14 protein-coding genes and 1 pseudogene are annotated in these 11709 nt (G+C 59.5%); 2 read left to right on the top strand and 13 right to left on the bottom strand.

Annotated elements, in window-relative coordinates:
* Positions 1-244, top strand: a pseudogene (locus tag ABI171_RS13020) (aromatic amino acid lyase); the annotation flags it as partial.
* A 23-nt stretch (positions 245-267) separates the two neighbouring features.
* Here ABI171_RS13020 and ABI171_RS13015 read toward each other — a convergent pair.
* The 11 genes from ABI171_RS13015 to ABI171_RS12965 form a co-directional block, all read right to left on the bottom strand.
* Positions 268-843, bottom strand: a complete 576-nt coding sequence (locus tag ABI171_RS13015; protein ID WP_348092986.1) for an alpha/beta hydrolase — start codon at positions 841-843, stop codon at positions 268-270.
* Positions 844-845: 2 nt separating this feature from the next.
* Positions 846-1760 carry an EAL domain-containing protein gene (locus ABI171_RS13010; RefSeq protein WP_348092985.1) on the bottom strand — a complete coding sequence of 305 codons (915 nt, stop codon included), beginning with the start codon at positions 1758-1760 and terminating at the stop codon, positions 846-848.
* 35 nt (positions 1761-1795) lie between these two features.
* Positions 1796-2011: a TOBE domain-containing protein gene (locus ABI171_RS13005; RefSeq protein ID WP_038487178.1), complete on the bottom strand. Its 216-nt coding sequence runs from the start codon at positions 2009-2011 to the stop codon at positions 1796-1798.
* 47 nt (positions 2012-2058) lie between these two features.
* A complete protein-coding gene (locus ABI171_RS13000) occupies positions 2059-2274 on the bottom strand; it encodes a TOBE domain-containing protein (RefSeq protein WP_038487176.1) in 216 nt (71 codons plus the stop codon).
* 35 nt (positions 2275-2309) lie between these two features.
* Complete coding sequence (locus ABI171_RS12995) at positions 2310-3146, bottom strand: ATP-binding cassette domain-containing protein (protein WP_348092984.1); 837 nt, start codon at positions 3144-3146, stop codon at positions 2310-2312.
* A gap of 44 nt (positions 3147-3190) precedes the next feature.
* Positions 3191-4039, bottom strand: a complete 849-nt coding sequence (ssuC, locus tag ABI171_RS12990) for an aliphatic sulfonate ABC transporter permease SsuC (RefSeq protein ID WP_348092983.1) — start codon at positions 4037-4039, stop codon at positions 3191-3193.
* Between the two features lie 10 nt (positions 4040-4049).
* Positions 4050-5198, bottom strand: coding sequence for an FMNH2-dependent alkanesulfonate monooxygenase (ssuD, locus tag ABI171_RS12985; RefSeq protein ID WP_348092982.1), 1149 nt, complete (start codon positions 5196-5198; stop codon positions 4050-4052).
* 46 nt (positions 5199-5244) lie between these two features.
* On the bottom strand, positions 5245-6183 hold the full coding sequence (locus ABI171_RS12980) for a sulfonate ABC transporter substrate-binding protein (protein WP_348092987.1): 939 nt from the start codon (positions 6181-6183) through the stop codon (positions 5245-5247).
* An 86-nt stretch (positions 6184-6269) separates the two neighbouring features.
* On the bottom strand, positions 6270-7256 hold the full coding sequence (locus ABI171_RS12975; protein WP_348092981.1) for a sulfonate ABC transporter substrate-binding protein: 987 nt from the start codon (positions 7254-7256) through the stop codon (positions 6270-6272).
* Between the two features lie 118 nt (positions 7257-7374).
* Positions 7375-7965, bottom strand: a complete 591-nt coding sequence (ssuE, locus tag ABI171_RS12970; protein WP_348092980.1) for an NADPH-dependent FMN reductase — start codon at positions 7963-7965, stop codon at positions 7375-7377.
* Between the two features lie 69 nt (positions 7966-8034).
* Positions 8035-9051: a sulfate ABC transporter substrate-binding protein gene (locus tag ABI171_RS12965; RefSeq protein WP_348092979.1), complete on the bottom strand. Its 1017-nt coding sequence runs from the start codon at positions 9049-9051 to the stop codon at positions 8035-8037.
* 241 nt (positions 9052-9292) lie between these two features.
* On the opposite strand from ABI171_RS12965, the gene ABI171_RS12960 reads away from it, so the two are divergent.
* Complete coding sequence (locus ABI171_RS12960) at positions 9293-9766, top strand: DM13 domain-containing protein (protein ID WP_348092978.1); 474 nt, start codon at positions 9293-9295, stop codon at positions 9764-9766.
* On the opposite strand, the gene ABI171_RS12955 is transcribed toward ABI171_RS12960, so the two are convergent.
* On the bottom strand, positions 9744-10901 hold the full coding sequence (locus ABI171_RS12955; protein ID WP_348092977.1) for an MFS transporter: 1158 nt from the start codon (positions 10899-10901) through the stop codon (positions 9744-9746). The genes ABI171_RS12960 and ABI171_RS12955 overlap by 23 nt on opposite strands.
* 22 nt (positions 10902-10923) lie before the next feature.
* Positions 10924-11700, bottom strand: a complete 777-nt coding sequence (locus ABI171_RS12950) for a DeoR/GlpR family DNA-binding transcription regulator (protein WP_348092976.1) — start codon at positions 11698-11700, stop codon at positions 10924-10926.
* Positions 11701-11709 lie beyond the last annotated feature (9 nt).

The raw sequence follows: 11709 nt of genomic DNA, 5'->3' as shown, positions 1-11709 counted from the left end.
GCAGTACATCATCGGCGTCGAAATGCTGCTGGCGGCGCAAGCGTTGACCATGACCGAAGACTTGTTGCCGGGCTTTGTGCTGGGTGAAGGCACGCAGGCGGCCTACCAGGAAATCCGCCGTCAGATTCCGGCTTGCCTGGATGGCGATCGTTGGTTCCACAACGATATCGCCGTGGCGCAATCGTTTGTGGTCAGCGGTTCGGTGCGGGCGGCGGTGATCAAGAAGGTCGGCGAATTTGCTTGATCCGGTCAGGAGCCCAGGGCCGGCTAGCGGGTGGCCACGGGAAGTGCATTGCCGGCTTCCCGCCGGGATTCTGCGGATAACGCCACCAGGCGTTGCAATAAAGACTGGCCGTAGAGCCAGTCGCCCAGGTTGGATTCGACATTGATATGTCCGAGAGCGCCGGCGTCAATGAATTCAGCGCCCCAGATTTTCGCCCAGCGACGGGAACGGCCGCTTTCCATCCATGGGTCGTTGAGGCTGCCGACCACGATTGCCGGCACCGGCAGGCGTCCGCTGACTGCCGCGCTGACATCGAATTTATCCGGATCGGCCGGCGCCACCAGCAATGCGCCGGCCAGGTTCGGCACCGCGTTCAAGGCACTGTGTATGGTCGTCAGGCAGCCGAAGCTGTGCGCTATCGCCAGGGTCGGCTGCTCCGAGCGCAGCAACTGCTCTTGCAGCCGCGACGACCAGACTTCCAGCACCGGCGCATCCCAATGCTCCTGCTCGACCCGCTCAAAGTGCGGATACAGCCGCTGCCATCGCGATTGCCAATGCTGCGGACTGCTGTTATACAGCCCCGGCACCACCAGCACACGAAACGATGACAATGTCGCCATGATCAGCTTCCTTCCGTATCCAGCGTCGCCGCCGGCAGTCCGCCCGCCGGCAATCCTCCGCCCAGCGCTACAGGTTCCGTAAACGCACGCAGCGCCGCTTGCGGCAAATCCCACAAGAAACCTTGGGCATGCAGCGGCAGCGCCGCGATCCTTGCCAGTTGCTGTAACGTTTCCAGGTCGCGCGCTTTTTCTAGGCGCTTGAAAATCACCTGGATCCCACGCGCTGCGCAATGTTCCAGAAAACGCGTTGTCTGCTCATCATGCGTGACGCCGCGGGCATCGATCTTGACCACATCCGGCCGCACCCGCTCCAGCAAGCTCGCCGCCTGCGCCACATCGTCGGCATTCACCGCCAGCCTGAAATGATTGCGCCGGTAATTGTCCAGCACATAGTTCAGCAGCCAGCCCTGATTTTCGGTAATGGTCGGTAGTTGCAGCACGATTTTCTCGTGCGGCAGTTCGAGCAAGTTCAGGATACGCCGAAACGCCATGCCGTGGTTACTATCGACCGCCGCCAGCAAACGCGCATGCACGCTCAGGTACAAGTCGCCGGCCAGCGCTTGTTCCTGGCGATAGAAATTGATCGAATGCAGCATGCGGCACAAGCGATCCAGCTCGATCGACTCGTCGTCGCTGGCGGCATGATCCAGCAATTTCCACAAATACAAGCCGTTGTCGCTCGATGAGTAACTGTGGGCAAAGCCTTCGTAGCCGATGATGGCGCCCTTGCCCGCCAACGCGTCGATCTGCCGCAGAGGCTGGAACACGCTGGTCAAGGTGGTATTGAAATATCGTCCCTGAGCCCGTCCGTCAGCGTCCAGCCAGACCCGGCAATCGCTGCGGACTTCGTCATGAGCGCCACTGTGGCTAGCGTTATGCAGGCGGGCGAGATATTGCTCCAGAGCGGGAAAGGTCATGGCTTCTCCGTGGTCAAAACAGGAACGGATGGCGATCAGATCTTGGCGATCGAGACTTCGGTCGCCTTCACCAGCGCCACCACTTCGGTACCGATCACCAGTCCCAGATCCTTGACGGAACGGGTGGTGATCACCGAAGTGACGATGCCGGCCGGCGTCTCGACGTCGACTTCCGATACGACAATGCCTTCGATGATGGCCTTGATCTTGCCCTTGAACTGGTTGCGTACGTTGATGGCTTGGATAGTCATGATGTTTTCCTGAAAAGATGCGAATCAATAAATGAATGTTGTAAAAATCAAAGCTTGGCGATCGACACTTCGGTAGCTTTTACCAAGGCAATCACCTCAGATCCGACCACCAGTCCCAGATCCCGCACCGAACGTGTGGTAATCACTGACGACACAATGCCGGAAGGGGTTTCGATATCTAGCGCGGATAACACGTCATCCTCGGTAATGCTGTGTATCTTGCCGCGAAACTGGTTGCGGACATTAATTGCCTGGATGCTCATGGTTTCTCCTTTGGTATTACAGGTACGTCAAAAAATCAGATGGCCCAGCCGACCTGGTTCACAGTGCGTTGCAGCGAAATATCACCCAACGCGGAATCCAGTCCTGCCGCGGGATGTTTCAATACGCGTGCCAGAATCCGTTCTTCCAGCTGCGCAAAAGCCAGGTTGCCGCGGGTCCGCGGACGCGGCAGGCTGATCCGCTCATCCAGCGTGATTTCACCGTCTTCGATCAGCAGCACCCGGTCCGCCAGCGCAATCGCCTCTTGCACGTCATGCGTGACCAGCACCGCGGTAAAGCCGCGCGTCTTCCACAACGATTCGATCAGTTGCTGCATCTCGATACGGGTCAAGGCATCCAGCGCACCTAGCGGCTCGTCCAGCAACAATAATTCCGGATCATGCACCAGCGCCCGCGCCAAGGCTACGCGCTGACGCTGGCCGCCGGACAATACCGCTGGCCACTCGTTGGCCCGGTCTTCCAGGCCGACCTGGGCCAAGGCCTTGACGGAAGCCTGCGAAGCGCGCGGCAAACCGAGGCCGACGTTGCTCAACACCCGCTTCCACGGCAACAAACGCGAATCCTGGAACATGATGCGAATCTCAGGTTCATCAGCGCCGAAACCAATGCTGCCGCTGCTGGCTGGCTCCAGGCCGGCGATCAGGCGCAACAAGGTGCTCTTGCCGCAACCACTGCGGCCGACGATGGCGACGAATTCGCCGGCAGCGATGTCGACATTCAAGGTCTTCAGCACTTTCCGCCCGCCATACGCTTTGGAGACGGCTTGCACTTTGATGCCAATGCCGCGTTCGCCCGAGGCGCCAAGCCGGGCAGTCGCTTCAAGCTCGGCATTTTCAACAGGATCAATTTGCATGTTCGGGTCCACTCTTGTTAAAGCTCGTTCGTAATACATCGCGTTCACTGATAACCAGGATGCCAGCGCAGCCAATAACGCTCCAGCCCGCGCGCCAGTATGTCGGCCAGCTTGCCCAGCAAGGCATATAGCAGGATCCCGACCAGCACCACATCGGTCTGCAGGAATTCACGCGCGTTCATGGTCATGTAACCGATGCCGGCTTGCGCCGAAATGGTTTCGGCAACGATCAGCAGCACCCACACCAGCCCCAGCGCGAATCGGACGCCCACCAGGATCGACGGCAAAGCGCCAGGCAATATCACGTCACGGTACAAGGGCCAGCCGGACAGGCCGTAGCTCTTGGCCATTTCAATCAAGCCTTTATCCACCGAACGGATGCCATGGAAGGTATTCAGGTAGACCGGAAAGAACACGCCTATCGATACCAGAAAAAGTTTTGATGATTCATCGATGCCGAACCACAGGATCACCAGCGGGATCAAGGCCAGCGCCGGGATATTGCGGATCATCTGGATGCTGGTGTCGAGCAGGGTTTCAGCCTGCTTGAAAGTCCCTGTCAGCAAACCCAGCAGCAAACCCAGGCCGCCGCCTACTGCAAAGCCGGAAATTGCCCGCCATGCGCTGATGCTTACGTGTGTCCACAATTCCCCGGAGACGGTCAACGACCAGGCTGCGCGCGCCACCGCCCACGGCTCCGGCAAGATCCGGCTCGACAGCCAGCCGATCTTGGCCGCGAATTCCCATCCCAATATCAACGCTACCGGCAACAGCCATGGCAGCAAGCGCTCCTTCCAGACCTGCGCGCCACGATCCTTCTGCGTCGCAGAGGTTTTCGACTTGTGCGTTGACGAAGGTGCAGTCGCTGCGTTGCTTGTAATGATTACGCTCATCTCGCCTCCTTCAACTTTGCGATGCTTTCGGCAGCAAGCCGTTGGCGATGACTTCGCCAAATGGTCCGGTCAAAGCCTGTTCGCCGGTCGAGGCGCGGCCCTTGCCCAACAACGGGAACACCAATTCAGCGAAGCGATACGATTCTTCCAGGTGCGGATAGCCGGACAGGATGAAGGTATCGATCCCCAGATCGGCATATTCCTGCATCCGCGCCGCCACCGTTTCCGCGTCGCCCACCAGCGCGGTGCCGGCGCCGCCGCGCACCAGGCCGACGCCGGCCCACAGGTTGGGCGAGACTTCCAGCTTGTCGCGGCGGCCGCCATGCAGCGCCGCCATACGCCGCTGGCCTTCTGAATCCATCTTGGAAAACGCCGCCTGCGCGCGGGCGATGACATCGTCGTCGACATGGCTGATCAATTCTTCGGCCGCAGCCCAGGCAGCCTGATTGGTTTCCCGCACGATCACGTGCAGACGAATCCCGAAGCGCAGCGTGCGGCCGTGTTTGGCGGCGCGCGCGCGGATGTCGGCAATCTTTTCCGCGACGGCCGCAGGCGGTTCGCCCCAGGTCAGGTACACATCAACCTGCTCGGCCGCCAGCTCGTGCGCCGGCTCCGATGAGCCGCCGAAATACAAAGGCGGATACGGTTTCTGTACCGGTGGATACAACGTCTTCGCTCCCTTGACCTTGATGTGCTTGCCGATGAAGTTGTAGCCGCTCACGCCGCCTTCGCCAGACAAGGCGCCGCGCCAGACCTTGAGGAATTCCGAGGAAATCTCATAGCGTTCTGCATGCTCGGCAAACAAACCGTCGGCTTCCAGTTCGGCCTGGTCGCCGCCGGTGACCACGTTGATCAGCAGGCGGCCATTGGACAAACGGTCGAAGGTCGACGCCATGCGGATCGCCAGCCCTGGCGTGCTCAGGCCGGGCCGGATCGCCACCAGGAATTTCAGGCGCTGGGTGAAGCCGAGCAGGCTCGACGCCACCACCCAGGCATCCTCGCAGGAACGGCCGGTCGGCAGCAGCACGCCGTCATAGCCTAGCGTGTCGGCGGCTACCGCGATCTGCTTCATGTAATCGAAGTTGACCGGACGGGCGCCCTGTGAGGTGCCCAGGTAGCGGCTGTCGCCGTGGGTCGGGATAAACCAGAAAACGTTCATGGCTGCTTCCATATTAGTAAATGATGATGCTGACTTAGTGTGCTTATTACTGCCTGGCGACAGGAGCACTCTTCGGATACCAGACGATGTCTGCCACCTTGACGGCGCGCGGAATCAGGCCGATCTCCTTGAAGCTGTCGGCGACGCGTTGCTGGTCAACCACCATGGCGGGATCAATCACGGTAGTCGGCGACGGATCGGAACGGCGGCTCAGGAATAGCTGCACAGTAGCCAGGTTCAAGCCGCTGACATCGGCGATCAATTGCGCTACTTCCTTGCGGTTCTGTTGCACATAGCGGTCGGCCTTGGTCAGTTCGTCCAGCAGGTTCAATACCGTGCCCGGATTATTTTCGGCAAAGCTGCGCGACGCCAGGTAGAAGGAATTGTTGTTCGACAAGCCAAGGCCGGTATGTAGCACACGCGGTTTGAAACCCAGTTCGGCGGCGCCGTAGTAAGGATCCCAGATAGCCCAGGCATCGACGCTGCCGCGCTCAAATGCCGCGCGGGCATCGGCCGGCGCCAGGTAGATTGGCTGGATGTCGGTCCATGCGAGACCTGCCTTTTTTACCGCCTGCAGCAGCAGGAAATGCGCGCTGGAGCCTTTTTGCAAGGCGATCCGCTTGCCTTTGAGATCCGCCAGCGTCTTTATCGAAGAAGCGGCTTGCACCAGGATCGCCGAACTTTCCGGCTTCGGCGGTTCCGCGCCGACGTACAGCAAATCCTTGCCGGCAGCTTGTGCAAATACCGGCGGGCTGTCCCCGGTCAGACCGAAATCCAGGCTACCGGCCGACAAGGCTTCCAGCAACTGCGGGCCGGCGGGAAATTCCAGCCAGACGATCTTGCTGTTCTTGAAACGCTGCTCCAGCGTGCCACGCTGTTTCAGCACAACCAGGTTGACCGCGCTCTTTTGGAAGCCGATACGTATCTGCTCCGGTTCCTTTTTATCCGCCACCGGTTGCGCGTGCAAAGATTGCAGCGGTAACATAACGCTAGCGGCCAGCAACAAGGCTACGCGGATTTTTTGCAAAAAGCGGTGACGGGAAATGTACGTGTTTGCCATGATATTCAGCCTCAGGTCTTGCCAGACAACACGGCATCGTGCGTCGATATTTTTTTCGGAATCAGCTTCAACTCATAGAAGGTATCGGCAATTTTCTGCTGCTCGTCCAGCACCTTGCTGTCGACCGGCTTGTAGATGTGCGCGTAGTGCCTGAGGCCGACTTCAATGACGTCCGCATCCAGTCCTTGGATCGGCGCCAGCTGCGCCGCCGCTTCCTTGTAGTTGGCGCGTATCCACTGCCCTTCCTTGCCGGCTTCTTCAAGAATCGCATTCACCACCGCCTGGTTTTTCTCGGCGTATTTACGCGCGCTCAAGAAAAACTGGTGATGACTCACTACACCGGTACCGCTCGCCAGCACGCGCGCATCGACCTGCTTGATCGCGGCCGATTGGAACGGATCCCAGATCGCCCAGCCATCGATCGCGCCGCGCTCGAAAGCAGCGCGTGCATCGGCCGGCGCCAGATGGATAGGCTGGAATTCGTTGTAGCCGACGCCGCCTTTCTTCAACAGGCTGATCACCAGCCAGTGCACGTCGGAGCCTTTGTTGAAAGCGATTTTCTTGCCTTTCAATTCGGCCAGCGACTTGATCGGAGAATTTTTCGGCACCAGAATGCTTTCAGCTTCCGGCGTCGGGATTTCATAGGCGCTGTAGACAAAATCGGCGCCGGCGGCCTGGGCCACGATAGGCGGCGCTTCGCCAACATAGCCGAAATCGACCGAGCCGACATTCAGCGCTTCCAGCAATTGCGGCCCGGCGGCAAACTCCGCCCATTTCACTTCAATCCCTTGCGCCGCCAGCCGTTTTTCCAAGGTGCCGTGGGCCTTCAGCAGCACCAGCGTGCTGGCCGCTTTCTGATAGCCGATGCGCAGCACCTGTTTGGTTTGCGCCTGCGCCAGCTGTGGCGCGCCAGCGACAAACGCCCCGGCAACGACAGCCGACAGCAGGGCCAGCACATGGCGTCTTGTATGCAGTTTTTTTGTAATCGAATCGGTCATTGCTGGCTTTCTGGTGAATTCTACTTAGGCCTGTATTTTTTGGACAAAGCACTCCCCCTCCACTGATTACAGCGGTTTTTACAAAACCAGGAGCGGGGTTCTATGTAATAAGATGAGGCTATACGCTACATCGCACCTGTGAAAATGGAATCGGGCTGAAATAATGGGAGCTGACTTTTTGCAGCGCCAGCAAACTGTCCGACAATTGCTCCACGCCTTCGCTGATCCGCTGAAAGATATTCTGGTCGAGACTCAATCCTTCCTGCTCCGACCACTGCACCTGCGCCTCGGTCGCATAAATGCTGGGCAGCACGTGGCGCGCCGCCAATGACGACAATACCGGCCGCAAGGCATAGTCCAGCGCCAGCATGTGCGACTGGCTGCCGCCGGTGGCCAGCGGCAGCACCAGTTTATCGGTCAGGCCGAATTGCGGCAGCAGATCCAGAAACGCCTTTAGCACACCGCTGTACGCCGCCTTGTAGACCGGCGTCGCCACCACTACGGCGCTGGCCTCCGCTACCTGCGCCAACGCGGCTTGAATTGCCGGATGGCCAAAGTCTGCATGTAGCAGCGCATCGCCCGGCAAATCCCGCACATCCAGCTTGCTGTAGCGATGCCCCAGCAACGCCAGCTTGTCACCTGTGTAATGCAATAACCGGGTAGAACGCGAGGGAGCAGACGGGCTACCGGCCAACAACAGAATAGTCATTTATAGCAATCTTGAAACCGGCTCCACATGCATCATGCGGAGCCATTTGGGTACATACAATCGGATGGATTACTTCACGCCAGGCTGGTAAATCTTGTCGAACACGCCGCCATCGCTGAAATGCACTTTCTGCGCGTTCTTCCAGCCGCCGAACGTGTCGTCGATGGTGAACAGGCTCAGCTTCGGAAACTTGCTTGCATACTTGGCGGCGACTTTAGGATCGATCGGCCGGTAGTAATTATGGGCGGCGATTTCCTGGCCTTCAGGCGAGTACAAATACTCCAGGTATGCTTGCGCAATCTTGCGGGTGCCGCGCTTGTCGACCACCTTGTCCACTACTGCCACAGGCGGCTCCGCCAGGATGCTCAACGACGGGAACACCGTGTCGAACTTGCCTTTGCCGAATTCGGCTTCCACCAGATAGGCTTCGTTTTCCCACGACAGCAAGACATCGCCGACGCCGCGTTCGGCAAAAGTCACAGTGGAACCGCGGGCGCCGGAATCCAGCACCGGTACATTCTTGTACAGGCGGGTAATGAAATCACGCGCCTTGGCGTCGTCGTTATTGTTCTTCCTCAGCGCATAGCCGTAAGCGGCCAGATAAGCCCAGCGCGCACCACCTGAAGTCTTGGGATTGGCCACCACCACTGAGACGCCCGGTTTGACCAGGTCATCCCAGTCCTTGATGCCTTTCGGATTACCCTTGCGCACCAGCAGCACGATGGTCGAGGTGTAAGGCGTACTGTTATGCGGCAAGCGCTTTTGCCAGTCGGCCGGCAGCAGCTTGGCCTTTTCGGAAATCTCGTCGATATCGTAAGCCAGCGCCAGCGTCACCACGTCCGCTTCCAAGCCGTCGATCACCGAACGCCCCTGCTTGCCCGAACCGCCGTGCGATGACTTGAGCGTCAAATTGTCACCGGTCTTGTCTTTCCAATACTTGGCGAAAGCCTTGTTGTACTCCTGGTACAGCTCACGCGTCGGATCATATGACACATTCAGCAGCGAGAAATCCGCGGCATGAACCAATTGCGCGCTCTGGGCGACCAGGGCGAATGCGATGACCGATCTGACAATTTTCTTCAACATGATCCTCTTCCCTTGTGAATGTTTTTTTGTTTTGAGGAATACAGATTAATGAGACGGCCAGGAAAACAGAACGAATACTTTCTTCTCTCCTTATGCGGAAAACAGATATGCATGGACCCGCGCAATGAATAAGGACGACGGATATTCCTGCCGAATTGGCATATAGCCGCAGACAGCGTGTAAGGAATCACGATCCCTGGCGACTAGACAAGATAGCAATGCAATCTTCAACGGAGACCTCATGAAAAAAATCCTCGCTTATCTCGCTTCCCATTTGTTTGCGCTCGCCCTCGGTTTTGGCGCCGGCGTGTATTTCCTGCCGATACTCACTGCGGGCGACGGCCCGAGCGCTGAGCAACTGGCGCAAGCCGCCAGCAAGGCCAAATATACCGCCGTGTTCAAAAAGGATTTGCCAGGCAGCGATTTTCTGCATTGGGCGCAAGGTACAGTGGCCATCAGTGAAACGATGATCGCCTTCGAAGGCAAGATCGCGCCAGGCCCGGACTATAAGGTCTACCTGACGTCAGAGTATGTGGGCAGCAAGGAAGAATTCATGAAGATCAAGGAGCGGGCATTACGCGTCGGCGAAGTAAAGACCTTCGAACGCTTTATCGTCGACATGTCGCAGCAGCCGGTCGACCTCTCAAGGTACGACAGCGTGGTCATCTGGTGCGAGACCTACTCGCAATTCATCAGCGCGGCGCAGTTCCGCTAGCGTTGCCGGAAGCGCCAAGATGCCCGCTGGCAGCCACCAGTAGCAACGCGCAGCCAAGCCCGGCGAAGGCGAAATTCAAACTGCTGGCGTGCGCCACGAAGCCGATCAAGGCCAGACCGGCCAGGATGCCGGCATAGCCGATGGTGGTAATGGCGGCAATCGCCAGGCTGGCCGGCATTGCGGCCTGCTTGCCGGCGGCGCTGAACAGGATCGGCACGATGTTCGATGCACCCAGGCCGATCAATACAAAACCGATCAGCGCCACGGCGGCGCTCGACGCCGAGACGGCCACAAAGAAGCCGCCCGCAGCGCACAAGCCGCCCAGCAGCAGCACACGCTTGCCGCCGAAACGCCTGACGATGCGATCGCCGGTCAGGCGGCCGCAAGTCATGGCGATGGCAAACGCCGCGTAGCCGAAGCCGCCTTTGCTGGCATCAAGGCCGCGGGTGGCGGTCAGGAACAAGGCGCTCCAATCCAGGATTGCGCCTTCGACCAGGAACACGATAAAGCACAGCACACCGATAAAAATCACGGCGCCATGCGGCAACACGAACAGTGCGCCGCCCCCGGACGACTCCGGCTCGCGCAGCAAATGCCGTGCGGCTGCAATCAAGATGGCGGCGACGGCCATTGCGACAATGGCGCTGGACCAGAGCGGGCTCAAGCCCAGCCACAGCAACAAGGCCATGCCACCGGCGCCGATAAAGCCACCGACGCTGAACATGCCATGGAAACCGGACATGTGCGCGCCACCGCTGACTTTTTCCACCATGACCGCTTGCACATTCATGGCGACATCGAGCGTGCCGATCGCGGCGCCGAACAAAAACAGGCCGACACCCAACTGCAGCGGAGTTGCCGCCAGCGACAGACAGGGAAGAATCAGGACGGCAAGGAAGCCGGCGGCCAGGACCACGCGGCGGTAACCGAGACGCGCCGCCAGCATGCCGGTCACCGGCATCGCCAGCAGCGAGCCGACGCCGAGGCACAGCAGCAGCAGGCCGAGCTCGGCCTCGCCGATACCGAGCCGCGCTTTCACGTAGGGCACCAGCGGCGCCCAAGCCGACATGGCGAGTCCGGCAGAGAGGAACGCCAGGCGAGTGGAAGTGCGTTGTTTCGGACCGATGACATTCATGGCATGGCTTTCTGGAACAGCGTTATCTGGAATTCGCGTATAGCAGTTGTACGCCCTGACGGTCGAATCCGGCGGCCTGGTCACGATCGGCGTCATGCTCCAGCACCAGATGTGTCAGATGGGCGGCCGGCAGCACGGTAAACGGCGCCGCCGTGCCGAATTTCTCTTTGGTGGCGGCCACCAGCACTGTCCTGCTCACTGCAGCCAGGCTGCGCTTGAACTCGGCTTCTTCGTAGTTGAAACAAGTCAGCCCGGCGTCGGCATCGATGCCGCAAGCGCCGAGGAAAAAAATATCCGGCCGCATGCGCTCGGCATCGCGCAAGGCTGTCGCGCCCAGATTGGCGCCGCTGCGCGCATCGACCCGGCCGCCGACCATGATCAGTTCGATGTGCGGCTGCACCAGCAAGGCCAGCGCGATGGTGGCGGCGTTGGTGATCACGGTCAGCGGCACCGGCGGTAAGGCTTCGACGATGGCCAGGTTGGTTGAACCGGCGTCGATGAACAGCACGTTACCTGCGTTCACCAGCGTGACAGCCGCTCGCGCCAAGCGCGCCTTGCGTTGCGGCGCCTGGGTGCGGCGTTCAGCCAGCGGTGCGGTGGCCGGCGCCAATGGCAGCGCGCCGCCGTAGACCCGTTTGCACAAGCCGGCGGCAGCCAGGTCGCGCAGGTCGCGCCGGATCGTGTCTTCGGAGACGTTCAGTTGCTGCGCCAGATCCGGCGCCAGTACCCGGCCATCGGCCAGCAGGCGCTGTTGGATCAGGGCGTGGCGCTCCTTGAGAAGCAGATTTGCAGTATTCATATCAATTCA

The organism is Collimonas sp., from assembly GCF_039923675.1.
Lineage (GTDB): Bacteria > Pseudomonadota > Gammaproteobacteria > Burkholderiales > Burkholderiaceae_D > Collimonas.
This window is presented reverse-complemented; position numbering and strand designations above follow the sequence as displayed.